This is a genomic window from Epibacterium sp. ABZ3_068 (genome assembly GCF_056159265.1).
In genome coordinates this window covers 3,344,357-3,361,639 of record NZ_JBSWUV010000001.1, presented here as the reverse complement: position 1 = coordinate 3,361,639, position 17,283 = coordinate 3,344,357, and the positions used below count along the sequence as shown (strand labels likewise).

General features: G+C 58.3%; 12 protein-coding genes. 8 read left to right on the top strand and 4 right to left on the bottom strand.

The window, feature by feature from the left end; genetic code table 11:
* Positions 1 to 2 precede the first annotated feature (2 nt).
* The 5 genes from ACXAEW_RS16065 to lpdA all read left to right on the top strand — a co-directional run bounded on the left by ACXAEW_RS16065 (position 3) and on the right by lpdA (position 8,343).
* Complete coding sequence (locus ACXAEW_RS16065; protein WP_474942283.1) at positions 3 to 3,443, top strand: YhdP family protein; 3,441 nt, start codon at positions 3 to 5, stop codon at positions 3,441 to 3,443.
* A 51-nt stretch (positions 3,444 to 3,494) separates the two neighbouring features.
* Positions 3,495 to 4,544 carry a tRNA preQ1(34) S-adenosylmethionine ribosyltransferase-isomerase QueA gene (gene queA, locus ACXAEW_RS16060; RefSeq protein WP_474942282.1) on the top strand — a complete coding sequence of 350 codons (1,050 nt, stop codon included), beginning with the start codon at positions 3,495 to 3,497 and terminating at the stop codon, positions 4,542 to 4,544.
* 180 nt (positions 4,545 to 4,724) lie between these two features.
* Positions 4,725 to 5,996: an MFS transporter gene (locus ACXAEW_RS16055; protein ID WP_474942281.1), complete on the top strand. Its 1,272-nt coding sequence runs from the start codon at positions 4,725 to 4,727 to the stop codon at positions 5,994 to 5,996.
* Positions 5,997 to 6,138: 142 nt separating this feature from the next.
* Positions 6,139 to 6,717 (top strand): DUF924 family protein, encoded by a 579-nt coding sequence (locus tag ACXAEW_RS16050; protein WP_474942280.1) that lies wholly within the window; start codon positions 6,139 to 6,141, stop codon positions 6,715 to 6,717.
* Between the two features lie 231 nt (positions 6,718 to 6,948).
* A complete protein-coding gene (gene lpdA / locus ACXAEW_RS16045) occupies positions 6,949 to 8,343 on the top strand; it encodes a dihydrolipoyl dehydrogenase (protein WP_474942279.1) in 1,395 nt (464 codons plus the stop codon).
* 119 nt (positions 8,344 to 8,462) lie between these two features.
* Here lpdA and ACXAEW_RS16040 read toward each other — a convergent pair whose 3' ends face one another.
* Positions 8,463 to 9,425, bottom strand: coding sequence for a vWA domain-containing protein (locus ACXAEW_RS16040; RefSeq protein WP_474942278.1), 963 nt, complete (start codon positions 9,423 to 9,425; stop codon positions 8,463 to 8,465).
* A 362-nt stretch (positions 9,426 to 9,787) separates the two neighbouring features.
* On the opposite strand from ACXAEW_RS16040, the gene ACXAEW_RS16035 reads away from it, so the two are divergent.
* The 3 genes from ACXAEW_RS16035 (at position 9,788) to ACXAEW_RS16025 (ending at position 15,360) form a co-directional block, all read left to right on the top strand.
* Positions 9,788 to 10,963, top strand: coding sequence for an MFS transporter (locus ACXAEW_RS16035; protein ID WP_474942277.1), 1,176 nt, complete (start codon positions 9,788 to 9,790; stop codon positions 10,961 to 10,963).
* Positions 10,964 to 11,082: 119 nt separating this feature from the next.
* The gene (gene uvrA, locus ACXAEW_RS16030) at positions 11,083 to 13,941 is read left to right on the top strand and encodes an excinuclease ABC subunit UvrA (protein ID WP_474942276.1); all 2,859 of its coding nucleotides are present in this window, start codon (positions 11,083 to 11,085) and stop codon (positions 13,939 to 13,941) included.
* 303 nt (positions 13,942 to 14,244) lie between these two features.
* Positions 14,245 to 15,360, top strand: coding sequence for a TauD/TfdA family dioxygenase (locus ACXAEW_RS16025; protein ID WP_474942275.1), 1,116 nt, complete (start codon positions 14,245 to 14,247; stop codon positions 15,358 to 15,360).
* A gap of 62 nt (positions 15,361 to 15,422) precedes the next feature.
* On the opposite strand, the gene ACXAEW_RS16020 is transcribed toward ACXAEW_RS16025, so the two are convergent.
* From ACXAEW_RS16020 to mmsB, 3 genes are all read right to left on the bottom strand, one after another.
* On the bottom strand, positions 15,423 to 15,629 hold the full coding sequence (locus ACXAEW_RS16020) for a YgaP family membrane protein (RefSeq protein WP_474942274.1): 207 nt from the start codon (positions 15,627 to 15,629) through the stop codon (positions 15,423 to 15,425).
* A gap of 101 nt (positions 15,630 to 15,730) precedes the next feature.
* Positions 15,731 to 16,384: a Crp/Fnr family transcriptional regulator gene (locus tag ACXAEW_RS16015; protein ID WP_474942273.1), complete on the bottom strand. Its 654-nt coding sequence runs from the start codon at positions 16,382 to 16,384 to the stop codon at positions 15,731 to 15,733.
* Between the two features lie 13 nt (positions 16,385 to 16,397).
* Entirely contained in the window at positions 16,398 to 17,270 is an 873-nt protein-coding gene (mmsB, locus tag ACXAEW_RS16010; protein WP_474942272.1) for a 3-hydroxyisobutyrate dehydrogenase, read from the bottom strand.
* Positions 17,271 to 17,283: the final 13 nt, after the last annotated feature.

Below are 17,283 nucleotides of genomic sequence, written 5' to 3'. Positions count from 1 at the left end.
AGGTGATAAGCTGCAAGGGACAAATAAAGATCGCACCCGACCCGCATAATTCTGACGTAGAGGATGTTTCGGAGCAGGAGATTGCCCCTGACACGCTGCTGGCACCCAGCCCCTGGGTTCTGGGCGTGCGGCGGATGGGCATTGTCCTGCTGCGCTGGCTGACTGTGCTGTGTCTTCTGTTGGCCGTGTTGATCTATTTCGGTCAGGGGCGTCAGTTTGATGTGCCGCCCTGGTTGCGGGGCAGGATCGAGACCGTCATCGAAAACCAGCTGGGTGATCTGGATGTGGAATTCGGGGCGATGGAGGTCATCGTCAACAAAGGTTGGCGGCCTCGGGTGGGGTTGCGCGATGTGGTCCTGCGTTATTCTGACGGCAGCATTGCGGCCCAGCTGAGCGACGCACAGGCCTCTCTGTCCATGTCGGGTCTGTTCCGCGGGGAGGTTCGGCCAAAATCCGTCTATCTGGCCGGGCTGGTGGCCACCTTGCGGCGCGCAGGCGACAGCATGGCGCTGAGCCTGGCGGACGGGGCCTCTGCTGTACGTCAGGCACAGAACCTGCCGGATCTGATCGAACAATGGGATCTGTATCTGGATCAACCGGGGCTGAGCCGCCTGGTAGAAATCGACATTGAGGCGATCACGCTGCAATACGAGGATCTGCGGATCGAGCGTGCCTGGACTTTTGATGGCGGCTATATCCGGTTGGAACGTGCGCAACGGGATGTGTCTTTGTCTGCGGGATTTTCTGTGCTTGGCGGAACAGATACCGTTGGTGTTGTCGAGGCGAACTATCTCTCTGAGATCGGCGACACGGCTGCGGAATTTGGGGTTGCTTTTACCGAACTTGCAAGCGCGGATATTGCGGTTCAAAGCCCTGCACTTGGGTGGTTGGAACCGCTGCGCGCGCCGATCTCCGGCAATCTGCGAGGGCGGTTGGACAGCCAGGGCGGATTGCAGCCCGTGTCCGCCAGTCTGGAGATCGGAAAGGGTGTATTGCAGCCCGACAAGGCGGCAAAGCCCGTACCGTTTGACGGCGCCAGCAGCTATTTCACCTATTTCCCGGCGCAACAGCTGTTGCAGTTTGACGGGCTAAACATTTCCACCGGCTGGGGCAGCGGCCAGATGGAGGGGGTTGCCCGTCTGTCCGGTATTGAAAACGGTCAGCTCACGGATCTGGTGGGACAGTTGCAATTCTCGGACCTGCAGCTGAACCCCTTTGACCTTTATGATGGGCTGCAACAATTTTCAGGCGTCACCACGGATTTTAAACTGGAGCTGCATCCGTTCCGGCTGAAACTGGGCGAGGCCACTGTAACCCAGGGGGAGACCACAGTTCATCTGCGTGGCGATGTTTGGACAGATGAAAACAGTGGTTGGGCCTATGCATTGGATGGGGCTGCGGATGTGGTGACGGTTGAGCAGCTGAAAACCCTGTGGCCTTCGGCGGCGCCTCCGAAACCACGCCAATGGGTGCGGGAAAATATCTTCGAAGGGGTTGGGCGCGACGTTCAGTTGGCGCTGCGCAGCAGACCCGGAGAAAAGCCGTTCCTGTCGCTGTCTCTCGGGTTCGAGGACATGCGGCTGCGCTACCACAAATTCATGCCGGAATTGCAGAATGCCTCAGGGCAGTTCTCATTATACGGGAACCGACTGGTGGCCACGGCCACCAAAGGCCATGTTGTTGCGGATCAGGGCGGCACGCTGGATGTGTCGGGCACGTCCTTCATCATACCTGACACCGATGTCAAAGGGGGCAGCCCGGCTGTGGTCCGCTTGGCGGCTAGAGGTGCGGTGACCGCGGCCTTGTCTCTGCTGAACCGGGAGCCGCTTTTGGTGATGAACAAGGCAAACCTGCCTGTGGATCTGACCGAGGGAACAGCAGCCGTCACCGGGACCATGGCGCTTGCCCTGAAAAAAGACCTGCCATTTGAAGAGGTCGAATACCATTACTCCGGCACCATATTTGATGCACGCAGTGATCAGCTGGTGCCAGAGCATCGGGTCACATCCGACCGTCTGACCGTGAAAGGCGATCAGGACTATGTGCAGATCACCGGTGATGGCGCGCTGAGCGGAGTTGCGGCCAGTGTGGACTGGCGGCTGCCTTTGGGACAAGCACGCAAAACCGAAGCTCATCGGGCCATTGGCACAGTGGCGTTGTCCCCAGAGACTGTTGAAACGTTCAACATCGGTCTGCCTCGGGGGGCCGTATCTGGCGAAGGGCGTGCTGCCTATCGTCTCAGCTTTGAAGAGGGCGCGCCGCCAACACTCTCTCTTACGTCGGATCTAAAAGGGGTCGGGCTGCGAATTCCTTCCCTGAGCTGGCGCAAAGCTGCTGGGGCGGAGGGAAATCTGGACGTGCAGGTCACGTTGGGCGATGTGCCCCGGGTGGATGATCTGAAGGTGTCGGCGGCCGGGCTTGATGCACGTGGCCGGGTCACGCTGAACGCAGGTGGCGGGTTGAACCAGGCGGTGTTTTCCTCGGTCCGGATCGGGAATTGGCTGAACACCAGCGCGACCTTCACCGGACGAGGACGGGCCGCTCCGGCTTTGGCCCTGTCAGGCGGGCGGCTGGATCTGCGCAGAGCACCCTTTGGCGCCGAAAGCGGCAGCAGCGGTTCAGGCAGCAGCAGTTCCGGCAGCGGTGTTGGGCCGATCGAATTTGCCATGGACCGCGTGCAGGTGACCGACAGTATCGCGCTCCATAACATGCGCGGGCGCATTTCCACGCCGGGCGGTGTAAACGGCGAATTCCGTGGGCAGCTGAACGGGCAAACATCCATCAGCGGCGTGCTGGTTCCGCAAAAAGGGGGCATGGGCATGCGGGTCCGCTCCGATGACGCGGGCGGCGTGTTCCGCTCTTCGGGGATCTTGCGTCATGCAACGGGCGGGAGCTTTGACATGACGCTCGTGCCCGCAAACAGGTCGGGATACTTCAATGGTCAGATCACCGCGCGCAATACCTATATCCGGGAAGCCCCGGCGATGCTCGCGCTGGTCAATGCGGTCAGCCTTGTGGGGCTGGTCACCGAACTGACGGGGCAAGGCGTTTTGTTCAGCGAAGTTGAAGCGCAGTTTGAACTGGGCCCGACCCATCTGAAGCTGATCAAAAGCAGTGCGGTCGGCCCGTCCATCGGACTGTCCATGGACGGGATTTATGATCTGGAAAACAGCGTTCTGGATATGCGGGGCGTCCTGTCCCCGATCTATCTGGTGAATGTTGTGGGTAGTGTTCTGACCCGCAAGGGCGAGGGGTTGATTGGCTTTTCCTTTAACCTGCGCGGAACGGCGGATGATCCAAAAGTGAGCGTGAACCCCCTGTCGGGGCTGGCGCCTGGTTTCCTGCGCGAAATCTTCCGGCGCCAGTCACCGACAGTGCCCGGCGAAGAGCAGCCCGAGCGTAAATCGGGGCGGGAACGGCGCGAGCAGCGGGAAGAGCGTTAGGTCTCGCTTTTTCATGGTCAAGCCGGAGAAACCCCCTTATGAGAGCGGGCCATGAAACTCAGCGATTTTGATTTTGACCTGCCCGAAAACTTGATTGCCACGCGGCCTGCTAACCCGCGCTCCTCGGCGCGGCTTCTGGTGGCCCAAGGGGATGCGATCCACGACCAGCGCGTGGGGGATCTGTTGGATTGGCTTAAACCCGGTGACCGGCTGGTTCTGAACGATACAAAGGTGATTCCGGCACGTTTGTTCGGCCAGCGGTTTCGGGACAGTGCGCAGGGCCGTGTGGCGGCCAAGGTCGATGTGACCCTGCTGGAACCGCGCGCCGATGGCTGCTGGGCCGGATTGCTGAAACCTTTGCGCAAAGTGAAAATCGGGGAAGAGATCGTCTTCTCACAGGATCTCTCTGCCACGTTGGAGGCGGTGGAAGACGGGCAGGGGCATTTGCGGTTCAATCTGACCGGGGATGATTTTGATGCGGCTCTGAACGCCGCCGGTGCCATGCCGCTGCCGCCCTATATCGCCGCCAAACGCCCTGCGGACGAGCAGGACAAAAGCGATTATCAGACCGTCTGGGCCAAAAACACCGGTGCGGTGGCTGCCCCCACGGCGTCGCTTCATTTTGATCAGGCGCTGCTGGCGGCGCTGGCAGAAAAGGGCGTGACCTTTACCCATGTGACCCTCCATGTAGGCGCGGGCACCTTCCTGCCGGTCAAGGTCGAAGACGTAACCACGCACAAAATGCATGCCGAATGGGGGCGCGTCAGTGCCGAAGCCGCTTCTGAGATCGCCGCAACCAAAGCCGCAGGCGGGCGGGTCATCCCTGTGGGCACCACAGCCTTGCGGCTGATCGAAAGTGCCGCGCGCGAGACTGGCGCCATTGCGCCCTGGGAAGGGGAGACAGATATCTTTATCTATCCCGGATTTACCTTCTGCGTGACAGATGCGCTGATGACCAATTTCCACCTTCCCAAATCGACGCTTCTGATGCTGGTCTCTGCCCTGATGGGGCAAGACCGCATGAAACATGTATATGATCATGCGGTCGGGCAGGGGTATCGGTTCTTCTCCTACGGGGACGCGTCGCTTCTTATTCCGTGAATGCCGGTTTTTGGACAGAAATGTCGTGAAATGACATAGACAACGCAGCCCTGTCATCGGTCAGATGGCAGGGCTGCTGCGTCTGAGTCGGCAGTTCCGTCAACGCGGTCGCCGCGTGGCAATCTCACCACAGAATGAAGACCTGTTTCCAAAAGACGGGACAAGAGGAGGAGTTGGCAGATGCTACAAGTTCTGTCGAGCGCCTGGGCGCTTTTGCTGGGGGTCGGCCTCTTGATGATCGGCAACGGGCTGCAGGGGTCCCTGTTGGGGGTGCGCGGCTCGATCGAGGGGTTTTCGCCCTTTGAGCTGTCGCTGGTGATGTCGGCCTATTTTATCGGCTTCCTGGGCGGTTCGCGCCTGACCCCGGTGATGATCGGCCGTGTTGGCCATGTGCGGGTCTTTGCGGCACTGGGGTCGCTGATTTCTGCCGTGATGATCGTCTATCCCGCGCTGGCCAACCCTGTGGTCTGGTGCCTTGGGCGCATTCTGATCGGTTTTTGCTTTTCCGGCGTTTATGTGGTGGCCGAAAGCTGGCTGAATGACGCTTCGGACAATGAAAACCGCGGAAAGGCGCTGTCGTTGTACATGCTGGTGATGACGCTGGGCATGGTTGGCGCGCAGGGGCTGCTTTTGGTTGGCGATCCGTCGGATTACCTGCCGTTTATCATTGCCTCCATCGCGGTCTCGGTCTCCTTTGCGCCAATCCTACTGTCGATTTCCCCCACACCGATGTTTGAAACCGCCAAGCCGATGACGCTGCGCGAATTGATGAAAGCCTCACCCCTGGGATGTGTTGGCATGTTTCTGCTGGGCGGAGTCTTCTCTGGCCAGGTCGGAATGTCGGCAGTCTTTGGCGCAAATGTGGGCCTGTCCCTGGCGCAGATCTCCGGCTTTGTGTCGTCTTTCTATATCGGGGCGCTGGTGTTGCAGTTTCCGATTGGCTGGCTGTCTGACCGGGTCGACCGCCGCCTTGTGATTGTGACAACTGCCGGGATCGCCGCAGCTGCTGGATTTGTCGGGATGGTCGAGCCGGAACACTACCCGATGCTGTTGGGGGCGGGATTTGCCCTGGGCGGGATGACCACGCCGCTGTATTCTCTGTTGATTGCGCATACAAACGACTTCCTGTCGCATGAAGATATGCCGGCGGCTTCGGGCGGGCTTGTCTTTATCAACGGGCTTGGCGCTGTGGCGGGGCCGATGATCACCGGTTGGCTGATGTCGGAACAGCTGTTTGGACCGGCTGGATACTTCCTGTTTATGGCAGCCCTTTTTGTGGCGATTGCGCTTTATGCGGCCTATCGCGCGACTCAGCGTCCAACCGTCGATCTGGAAACCACGGGTCCGATGGCAGTGATGGCGCCAACATCAACGGCCGTTGCTGCGGAATGGGCCCAGGAATACGTCATCGAAACCGAGCTTGAGGAGCAAGAAGCCGCCCAAGAACCGTAATGGTAGCGCTAAGCTCAAGAAAAGATGCCATTTATTTCACCAAATTTGCCCGACGTTGCAATTTGTGACTGGTCTTCCGCTTGTAAACGGGATGTAAAATCGTCCCTATTAGTGTCATCAGTATTTTTACGGAGATCGTCCCATGAAAGGGCCCGAACAGATCCTGGAATTCTGGCTTGATAAAGTCGGAGCGCAAGGGTGGTACATCCAGGATAAAGCGCTGGATCAAGAGATCAGAGATGAGTTCCTGACAACTTGGGAAGCCGCCTGTGCGGGTAAGTTTTCCATGTGGCTGACCTATCCCACAGGGGCCTTGGCCTACATCATCCTGACCGATCAGCTGCCGCGCAATATGTTCCGTGGTACGGCGAAGGCGTTTGAAACCGATGCTTTGGCGCGTGCGGTGGCCAAGAAGGCGATCGACATGAAGTGGGATATGAAGATTGATGAACCTGCACGCCAGTTCTTCTATCTGCCGTTGATGCATTCGGAAAACCTGTGTGACCAGGAACGCTGCATCCGTATGTTCATGGACCACATGCCGGAAACCGGCCTGTCTAACCTCCTGCATGCACGGGCCCACCGCGAAGTGATCCGCCTGTTTGGGCGCTTTCCCTATCGCAACGACGCTTTGGGCCGTAACAGCACCTGCGCGGAGAAAGATTATGTTTCGGCCGGGGGCTATGGCTCCACGGTTCGCAGCCTGCAGGCCGCTGAATAAATTATCGCAAATACAGGCGCATACACACGCCTGTTGCAAAGCCGTCCCAGTATGAGGGGCGGTTTTTTGCGTTTAATATCCTGGAGACGTTGAAGAAATTCGTTCAACCTTGCGGTGTTGGCTGGATTTCCGACGTTGCATAGCAGATATGCATCGCCATCGTTGCGGCGTAGGTGAAAGTAGTTTAATGGTAAACTAAATTTCGGGAACCTGATTTTGGCGAGGAGCATCATGGCCGGACAGAATTTTGACGTGATCGTAGTTGGCGCCGGCCCCGGCGGTTATGTGGCAGCTATTCGCGCGGCTCAACTGGGGCTGAAAACCTGTATCGTTGAGCGTGAACACCTCGGCGGCATTTGTCTGAACTGGGGCTGTATCCCGACCAAGGCTCTGTTGCGCTCCTCCGAAGTGTTCCACCTGATGGAGCGTGCCAAGGATTTTGGCCTGAAGGCGGATAACATCGGTTACGATCTGGACGCTGTGGTCAAACGGTCGCGCGGAGTTGCCAAACAATTGTCCGGTGGGATTGGCCATCTGATGAAGAAGAACAAAGTCACCGTGGTCATGGGAGAGGCGACACTCCCGGCCAAGGGCAAGGTCTCCGTCAAAACCGACAAAGGCACCGAAGAGCTGACCGCCAAGAACATCGTGCTGGCCACCGGTGCGCGGGCTCGTGAACTGCCGGGTCTCGAGGCGGATGGTGATCTGGTCTGGACATACAAACACGCACTGGATCCGGTGCGGATGCCGAAAAAACTGCTGGTCATCGGATCGGGTGCGATTGGTATTGAATTTGCCAGCTTCTACAACACTTTGGGCGCAGATACGACCGTCGTCGAAGTGATGGATCGCGTGTTGCCGGTGGAAGATGCTGAGATCTCTGCCTTTGCCAAGAAAGCCTTTGTCAAACAGGGGATGAAGATCATGGAAAAAGCCATGGTCAAACAGCTGGATCGAGGCAAGGGCAAGGTCACCGCGCATATCGAAGTGGGCGGAAAGGTCGAGACGCAAGAGTTCGACACCGTGATCTCTGCCGTTGGGATCGTCGGCAATGTCGAAAATCTGGGGCTGGAAGCGCTGGGTGTCAAACTGGATCGCACCCATGTGGTAACCGATGCCTACTGCCGGACCGGCGTTGATGGACTTTATGCCATCGGCGACATCGCTGGAGCACCTTGGCTTGCCCATAAGGCTTCCCATGAAGGTGTCATGGTGGCCGAGCTCATCGCGGGCAAACATGCGCATCCGGTGAAACCCGAAAGCATTGCCGGCTGCACCTATTGCCATCCGCAGGTGGCCAGCGTCGGATATACCGAAGCCAAGGCAAAAGAGCTGGGCTTTGACATCAAGGTTGGCCGCTTCCCCTTCATCGGCAATGGCAAGGCGATTGCGCTGGGTGAACCGGAAGGCATGATCAAAACCATCTTTGACGCCAAAACAGGTGAGCTGCTTGGCGCGCATATGGTGGGCGCCGAGGTGACAGAGATGATCCAGGGTTACGTTGTGGGCCGCCAGCTGGAAACCACCGAAGAAGACCTGATGAACACTGTTTTCCCGCATCCCACGCTGTCTGAGATGATGCATGAATCTGTTCTGGATGCCTTTGATCGTGTGATCCACATGTGATCCGACCGCTCGGTCAAACGACAACAAAAAAAGCGCCCCGGTCCGTTCTGGACCGGGGCGTTTCGTTTGAGATGGCGCGGGTTTTTGTTGTGTCGGTGGGCCCGCGCGGGGGACTTTCGCTAAGGAAACAGAAGGGTAATCTGCATACTGCCGCCGTTGGTGACCTGAATGCGGCGGGTTTGCGCGCGGCCGCTTTCGGAATCCGTGGCCGTCAGCCGATAGGTGCCTGGTTTCAGGTCGATCTGGCCACCCGCATTGTGAAACCCGGTCATGACCGGGTTGCCATTTTGATCTTCCAGCTGCCAATGGGCCGGCAGGTTCTGCAGCTTGCCGCGCATCTTGTGAGAGGCAACAAAGTAAAGCCGACCCGATTGCGTAATCAGCGGCAGGTTTGTTTCAGTGGTTTGAAAGCGCGTGGTTGCGATCAGCGCGCTGCTCAGCTCTTCGGCGGTCTCGACTGAGAGGTAGCGCCCGCCGGTGGCCTTTGCAATGCAGGCGAATTGTGTCCGGGCTTCTTCTTCTTTGACGTCAAAGCCGATCACATGGGCGGTAAAATCAACACCGGATTGTTCCAGTTCTGCGGCAACCGCACAGACATCCGGGGCGCAGGTTTCTACCCCGTCAGAGACCAGGATCACGGTGGCCGGTGCGCGGCTGTTGCCAAGGGAGCGCGCTGCCTGGCGCACCGCTTCGGCCATTGGGGTTTTCCCCTTGGGTTTCAGAGCGCTGATCTGTTGTGCGATAGTATCCCGGTTGTTTTGACCCGGAGCCACCATAACCTCAACATCGTGGCAATCGCCTGTCTTGCGGTGGCCATAGGCCGTTAGACCCAGGGCGACCTCATCCGGGAGATCCTCCAGCAGGTCGCGTACCACATCGCGGGCGATGGTTATTTTGGCCGTGCCATCAATCTGCCCCCACATGGAATTTGAGCCATCCATCACCAACATGGCGCGCGGCGCTGAGGGGAAATCAACAGGGGCCGGACCAGCAGAGGCTGGGGCGACGGCCAGAGTGAAAACAGCTGCAAGAGCGCGCAGACCCATAGGGGAGGATCCTGGATCGGGTAAGCGTTTGGTCATATGTCGCTTCCTTTGATGTGTCCGAGCGGTGATGCGGTTTCCGTAGCGTTTGAAGCTCAACACGATGAGCTGCACCGTGGTCTTGGGTTAAATCTACCATAAAGCGAAGAGTTGCGCGCCGGGATCAATCAACGTTTAACCATTCCTGACGTTACCTCATTGTCCGGGGATGACAGCTGGCCGGGGGCTGATGAAATCGGTTATTTATTCATGTTTACGAGGGGATAGGGGGATTTTTCAGAGGGTTCTGTTACCATCGACGCGCCCTGTTGGAAAAATTTACACCAAATGCTACGCATCTTTCCAAAATCAGTCACAAAGCCCACTTGGTTTTGACGCGGGTTCTAAACGGGGGCAGCACAATGAGCGTGGTGGAGACAAAGACACCCTGGGTTGAGATCTTTTTGATCTGGGCCGCCGGTCTTGGCGCGGCTGCGCAATACGGCAAGGTTTCGGTTGTGTTTGATTCGCTGGGGCCTTTGTACCCGGAGGCAGGCCAGGCCCTGAGCCTGTCCGTTTCACTGGTTGGCCTGTGCGGGATCCTTTTGGGAACAGTTGCGGGCCTGCTGGCCGCGCGACTGGGGTACAGGACGGTATTGATCCTTTGTCTTGGGGTTGGGGCGGTCATGGGGGTTCTGCAGGGGCTGCATTTGCCGTTCTGGGCCTTTTTGATCAGCCGCGCGGTTGAGGGCGCATCGCACCTTGGGATCGTTGTGGCGGGGCCCACGTTGATCGCCTCATTGGCCGGACCGCGTCATCGCAATCTGGCGATGACCATATGGGGCTCCTTCTTTGGGGTTTCCTTTGCGCTGACTTCGCTGGCGGCCGGGGTCATTGAGGCGCGTTTGGGCGTGCTTTGGGTTTTTGTCGGGCACGGGGCGATCATGGCAGGGCTGGCGCTCGCGCTGAGTATGTTCCTGCGCCGTACCGCTGCGCCAGCGCCGCAGAGGTTGCCGTCGGTGGCGGGCTGGTTTGCGTTGCACCGGCAGATATACACTTCGGCCAGCAAGATGGGGCCGGCGGCGGGGTGGCTGTTTTATGCCTCTGGTTTTGTCGCGCTTTTGACACTGCTGCCCCGGTATATTGATCCCGATTGGCGCGATATGGTGATGATGGCCATTCCACTTGTCTCGATCCTGAGTTCCATGACCCTGGGGGTGTCGTTGACGCGGCTTCTGCCTGCGGTGCGTGTGGTACAGCTGGGCTTCTTGCTCAGCGCGGCCACTGCAATGGGGATTGCCCTGACAGATGGAGGAGCGGTTCTGGCGATCGCTTTGGGCGCCTCCCTTGGGCTGGTTCAGGGGGCAAGTTTTGCCGCCGTGCCGCAGCTGAACCCGATCTCTGCCGACCAGGCAGAGGCCAATGGCGCCATGGCGCAGGCCGGTAACCTGGGGAATTTCCTTGGAACGCCTGTATTGCTTTACGCCATCGGCATTGGAGGGTTGCCTGCAATGATCGCCATGCTTGTTGCGCTTTACCTGCTGGGCGCAATGACGCATGAATTGCTGTCACGGGCCCGTCGCCAAGCGCTGAGTTAGGGCGGAATTGGGGCTGTTCACATTTTGTTCACTTTTTTCTATTGGAGACTCGCAGCTCTTTCCCTATCTCTAGGGGAGCCGGTGCCCAAAGGGGTGCGAAGACGAGGACTGAGGGCAGTATGGCTGAGTTGAAAACCATCGAAGTGCGCGGCGCGCGCGAGCATAACCTGAAGAACATTGACGTGGATATTCCTCGCGATGAGCTGGTAGTGATCACTGGCCTGTCAGGTTCGGGTAAATCCTCGCTGGCGTTTGATACGATCTATGCGGAAGGACAACGTCGATACGTCGAAAGCCTCTCGGCCTATGCGCGTCAGTTCCTGGATATGATGGAAAAGCCTGATGTGGACCATATCAGCGGTCTGTCCCCGGCGATTTCGATTGAGCAGAAGACCACGTCCAAGAACCCGCGCTCCACGGTGGGCACGGTCACCGAGATCTATGACTATCTGCGTTTGCTGTTTGCGCGTGCGGGCACGCCCTATAGCCCGGCGACGGGACAACCAATCGAAGCCCAGCAGGTGCAGGACATGGTTGACCGGATCATGACGCTGGAGGAGGGGACGCGGGGATACCTGCTGGCCCCGATCGTGCGGGACCGCAAGGGTGAATACAAGAAAGAGATGCTGGAGCTGCGCAAGCAGGGTTTCCAGCGTGTGAAGGTCGACGGGGAATTCCACGAGCTGGACACCCCGCCCACATTGGACAAGAAATACCGCCATGACATCGACGTGGTGGTGGATCGTCTGGTGGTTAAACCGGGGATCGAAACCCGTCTGGCGGACAGTCTGCGGACGGCACTCGATCTGGCCGATGGGATTGCGATCCTGGAGACGGCCCCGCGCGAAGGGGACCCGGAACGGATCACTTTCAGTGAGAATTTTGCCTGCCCTGTCAGCGGCTTCACCATCCCCGAGATCGAGCCCCGCCTGTTTTCCTTTAACGCGCCCTTTGGGGCGTGCCCGTCTTGTGACGGTCTGGGGGTAGAGCTGTTCTTTGATGAACGTCTTGTGGTGCCGGATCATACGCTCAAGGTTTATGACGGCGCGCTTGCGCCCTGGCGCAAGGGGAAGTCACCCTATTTCCTGCAGACCATTGAAGCCATCGCCAAACACTATGAGTTTGACAAGAACACGCCCTGGAAGGACCTGCCCAAGAAGGTGCAGCAGGTGTTCCTTTATGGATCAGGTGATGAGGAAATTGATTTTCGCTACGACGAGGGCGGGCGGGTCTATAATGTCACCCGCGTCTTTGAAGGTGTGATCCCCAATATGGAGCGGCGCTATCGCGAAACCGACAGCAACTGGATCCGCGAAGAATTTGAACGTTATCAGAACAACCGTCATTGCGGCGACTGCGGTGGCTATCGCCTGCGGGAAGAGGCGTTGGCGGTCAAGATCGGCGGATTGCACATCGGCCAGGTGGTGGAAAAATCCATCCGCAAGGCGCTGGAGTGGATCGAGGATGTACCGAACCATCTGACGCCTCAGAAGCAAGAGATTGCCCGCGCCATTGTCAAAGAGATCCGGGAACGGCTGGGTTTCTTGAACAATGTCGGCCTTGAATATCTGACACTGTCACGCGCCTCCGGTACGCTGTCCGGCGGGGAAAGCCAGCGGATCCGTCTGGCCTCACAAATCGGGTCTGGCCTCACAGGGGTACTCTATGTTCTGGATGAGCCGTCAATTGGTCTGCACCAACGCGACAATGACCGGCTGATTACCACACTGAAAAACCTACGTGATCAGGGCAATACGGTCATCGTGGTTGAGCACGACGAAGACATGATCCGTCAGGCGGATTACGTCTTTGATATTGGCCCCGGCGCCGGTGTGCACGGTGGGCAGGTGGTCAGCCGTGGCACTCCGGCTGAGATCACAGCGGATGAGAACTCCATGACCGGGCAGTATCTGTCGGGCCGACGCGAGATTGCGGTTCCGACGAGCCGCCGTAAGGGCAACAAGAAAAAGATCAAAGTGGTAAAGGCCAGCGGCAACAACCTCAAGGATGTCACCGCCGAATTCCCGCTGGGAAAATTTGTCTGTGTGACCGGTGTCTCGGGCGGCGGGAAATCCACGCTGACGATTGAAACCCTGTTCAAGACGGCCTCGATGCGGCTGAACGGCGCGCGCCAGACACCGGCCCCCTGTGAGACGATCAAGGGGCTTGAACATCTGGACAAGGTGATCGACATCGACCAGCGCCCCATCGGGCGCACACCCCGGTCGAACCCGGCGACCTATACCGGGGCCTTTACGCCCATTCGGGACTGGTTTGCCAGCCTGCCCGAAGCCAAGGCGCGTGGCTATAAACCGGGTCGCTTTTCGTTCAACGTCAAGGGCGGACGCTGTGAAGCCTGTCAGGGGGATGGGGTCCTCAAGGTGGAAATGCACTTCCTGCCGGATGTTTATGTCACCTGCGAAACCTGTAACGGTGCGCGCTATAACCGCGAAACGCTGGAGATCAAGTTCAAGGGGAAATCCATTGCTGATGTGCTGGATATGACCGTGGAAGACGCGCAGGAGTTCTTTCAGGCGGTGCCGACCATCCGGGACAAGATGGACGCGTTGATGCGGGTGGGCCTTGGCTATATCAAGGTGGGCCAGCAGGCGACAACCCTGTCCGGTGGTGAGGCGCAGCGGGTGAAACTGTCCAAGGAACTGGCCAAACGCTCCACCGGTCGCACGCTTTATATTCTGGATGAACCGACCACGGGTCTGCATTTCGAAGATGTGCGCAAGTTGTTGGAAGTGCTGCATGAACTGGTGGAACAGGGCAATTCTGTTGTGGTGATAGAACACAATCTGGACGTGGTGAAAACTGCCGATTGGGTGATCGACATCGGTCCCGAAGGCGGTAGTGGCGGCGGTGAGATCGTCGCGGCCGGTACGCCAGAAGACATTGCAGCAAATCCCCGCAGCCATACCGGGCGGTATCTGAAGCCGATGTTGGAATCAAAGAAAGTTGCGGCGGAGTAGGGCCTGAACGGTACTGGGCGGAAAGAGGTTCGCGGATTTTGTCGATGCGCCTGCAAAAGGCTGGCAAAGGCTGTTTTCCTCGCCAACCTGCGCAGAATTACCATCACGTGATCCGGGGTTTCTTGACAAACAGCCCTGTTCCCCGGAACAGTCTATTTGGATTATTCAGGGTAGACCTTTGATATGTGTGCTGTCTTAGGCCGATTTGCAGGCCATCCGCATGGTAAGGTGCACGAATGGTGGCCGCCGCCTTTGGGGTGATAAATCACTGTATTTATCACTCAATCTGACAGGAATACCCTTATGACACCTACTCTGAGCACCGGGGCAGATGCCCTTGAGCTGCGTTGGAACGACGGCATCACTGCAACCCTTCCTTTTATCTGGCTGCGGGACACGGATCCTTCTGGCTTTCACCCGCAAACCGGTGAACGTGTTTTCGAACTGACCAGCGTTGCGCTGGACATTGCACCGGAGCATGTAGAGCTGACGACGGATGCGCTGTTGATCACATGGCCCGGAAACACCTCTGCCAGCCGAATTGACCTTGAATGGTTGAAGACACATCGCCCCGGACAGCGGCGTCCTGATCCGGCAGAAGTCGACGCCCATGCCTGGCGCGCGGAACTTGGCGGCGAAGGCGTGCCGCGGCATGCGGCTGATGCAGTCTTGAACACGGATGAAGGTCTGGCTGCCTGGCTGCGCGACACCAAGAAATTTGGTTTGGCGATTGTAACTGAGCTGGCCGATTCAACAGAGGCCGGGATGGATGTGGCGCGCCGCGTCGGCCATCTGCGGGAAACCAACTTTGGCCTGACGTTTGAAGTCATGTCCAAGCCTGATCCGAACAATCTGGCCTATACCTCGGTGGCGTTGCCATTGCATACGGATTTGACCAACCAGGAATTGCCACCGGGGTTCCAATTCTTACATTGCCTGGCCAATGCGGCAGAGGGCGGAGGCTCTACCTTTTGTGACGGCGTTGCCGTTGCCGAGGATTTGCGCGCCCAGGATCCCGAGGCCTTTGACATCCTGACTACAACCACCATTCCGTTTCGGTTCCATGATGAGACAACTGATATTCGATCTCGCAAGACTGTAATCGTTCTGGATGATCAATCCCGTGTCGATGAGATTTGTTTTAACGCACATCTGGCGGATATTGTGGATCTGGATCCTGAAGTGATGGTGCCATTTTATCGTGCGTATCAACGGTTCATGGCGATGCTACGGGATCCTGCCTATGGCATATCCCTGCGGCTGAGCGCCGGAGAAATGGTTGTGTTCGACAACCGCCGGGTTTTGCATGGGCGTGAGGCCTTTGATCCCACTACCGGCTTTCGCCACCTTCACGGCTGTTACGTTGACCGGGGCGAATTGGACAGCCGTCTGCGCATTCTTGCGCGTGGTCAAGGCTGACGCTGTTTGAAACGTGAGCAACGCGCCTGGGGTCAGGCGCGTTTTCAGGTTTTCCATTGTCCTTAGTGCCGTTCAAGCGGGCATGTGGCCAGACCAAAGATCCGATAGAGCGGGCAGTGGTTCATCAGGGCAGTGGCAACAAAGACGATGCCTGCAATGAGGCCGACAATCATCCAGGTGCCACCCACACCGGCGAAATAGGCGATTATCAGGGCTGCGCCCAGAACGAGGCGGGCGATACGGTCCCAGCTTGCAAGGTTCTTGATCATGGTCATCTCCTCTGTGATGTCTGAGGCGAGACTACCCCGCAGTTTGGTCAGGGGTCTGTGACAGGGTCACAAAGGGGCGGTGGTCCAATGTGTCGCAGGCTTCAGCTTGCAGCCTGTGCGAAGGCTTCAAGCGCTGCGCGGTCCAGAACCCGCAGGCGACCGCGACCGGTTTCGACCCAGCCCCGTTTGGCCCAGGCTTCCAACCGGCGCGAGACAACTTCACGCGCAGTCCCGATTTCACGGGCCAGATCACCTTGGGTTATCGTGATCTCAGCTCCCTGATCCAGTTCCAGAAGGCGATCGGCAAGACGGTGTTCGGCGCGTTGAAAGGTGACTTTTTCAAGCAGTTGCATCAACATCTGCATCCGGTCTGAAAACGCCCGCATCACAAGAGCACGGAAGCTGTCGGACCGGTCCAGAAGCTCCAGAAAGACTGATTTGGGCAGCAGAACCAGACGGGTATCACCACGGGTGCGGGCCTCGGCGGAATACGCATCGCCCCCCAAGAGCCCCAAGGTGGACTGGATGCAGGACTGGCCCGGTGTTACGGAATACAGCAGCATCTCTCGCCCGTTGACCCCCGATAGCCCCACGTCCACACGGCCCTTCAGAACAATCACATAGCCCTGGACCGCGTCGCCGGGGCGAAACAGAACCTGATCATCAGGAAAGTTATGGGGGACCAACTGGGCGAGGCGGACACGTGCCACATCGTCCATGTCGCTCATCAGAGGAGAAGAATCGAGCCATGTCATGGCTCAACTCCTATCAGGCGCGGCCGCGCTTTTCAAAGCGGGGCAGGAGGGCCGAAAAGTCGCGCCCCTTGCCGTCTTCGTTTTCCACGAACTGTGTATAAAGCGCCTCTGCCAGCTGGCCCATTGGTGTGTCTGCATCAACCCCTTCGGCGGCCTGTTGGGAGAGACGCAGATCCTTCAGCATCAGCTCTGCGGCAAAACCGGGTTCATAGCCATTGTCAGCAGGAGACTTCGGTCCCACACCCGGCGCCGGGCAATAGGCGTTCATCGACCAGCTGGACCCGGACGAGGTGGATACCACATCAAACATTTTTTGCCGGTCCAGCCCCAGCTTGTCCGCCAGGGCAAAGGCCTCGCAGGTGGCGGCCATGGTGACGCCCAGAATCATGTTGTTGCAGATCTTGGCAGCCTGTCCAGCACCGGCATCACCGCAATGGACGGCTTTTTGTCCCATGATCTCAAAAAGCGGTTTGGCAACTGCAAAACCATCACCCGAACCACCCGCCATAAAGGTCAGCGTGCCGGCGGCCGCTCCGCCAATGCCACCTGAAACCGGCGCATCCACGGCCAACAGTCCGGAGTCCCCGGCCATGTTGGCCACAGCGCGCGCACTTTCGACGTCCACGGTGGAACAATCCAGCAGCAGCGCGCCTGCGGACATCGCCGGGATCACCTCGCCCGCGACGTCTTTCAGGATGGCGCCATTGGGCAGCATGGTGATGACAACCTTGGCGCCAACCACAGCCGCAGGAGCGGAATTGGCCTCAGCCACGCCGTCAACTGTCACACCTGCCGCATCATAGCCCGTGACATTGTGACCGGCTGCAACAAGGTTTGCGGCCATCGGCGCGCCCATGTTGCCAAGACCGATAAAGGCGATATTCATAGGTAGTCCTCCC

Bases quoted from the DNA above. Each gene is read 5' to 3' on its own strand.
- uvrA (WP_474942276.1), top strand. From the start codon at position 11,083: ATGGCTGAGTTGAAAACCATCGAAGTGCGCGGCGCGCGCGAGCATAAC.
- ACXAEW_RS16020 (WP_474942274.1), bottom strand. From the start codon at position 15,629: ATGATCAAGAACCTTGCAAGCTGGGACCGTATCGCCCGCCTCGTTCTG.
- ACXAEW_RS16025 (WP_474942275.1), top strand. From the start codon at position 14,245: ATGACACCTACTCTGAGCACCGGGGCAGATGCCCTTGAGCTGCGTTGG.
- ACXAEW_RS16055 (WP_474942281.1), top strand. From the start codon at position 4,725: ATGCTACAAGTTCTGTCGAGCGCCTGGGCGCTTTTGCTGGGGGTCGGC.
- mmsB (WP_474942272.1), bottom strand. From the start codon at position 17,270: ATGAATATCGCCTTTATCGGTCTTGGCAACATGGGCGCGCCGATGGCC.
- queA (WP_474942282.1), top strand. From the start codon at position 3,495: ATGAAACTCAGCGATTTTGATTTTGACCTGCCCGAAAACTTGATTGCC.
- ACXAEW_RS16015 (WP_474942273.1), bottom strand. From the start codon at position 16,384: ATGACATGGCTCGATTCTTCTCCTCTGATGAGCGACATGGACGATGTG.
- ACXAEW_RS16040 (WP_474942278.1), bottom strand. From the start codon at position 9,425: ATGACCAAACGCTTACCCGATCCAGGATCCTCCCCTATGGGTCTGCGC.
- ACXAEW_RS16035 (WP_474942277.1), top strand. From the start codon at position 9,788: ATGAGCGTGGTGGAGACAAAGACACCCTGGGTTGAGATCTTTTTGATC.
- ACXAEW_RS16050 (WP_474942280.1), top strand. From the start codon at position 6,139: ATGAAAGGGCCCGAACAGATCCTGGAATTCTGGCTTGATAAAGTCGGA.
- lpdA (WP_474942279.1), top strand. From the start codon at position 6,949: ATGGCCGGACAGAATTTTGACGTGATCGTAGTTGGCGCCGGCCCCGGC.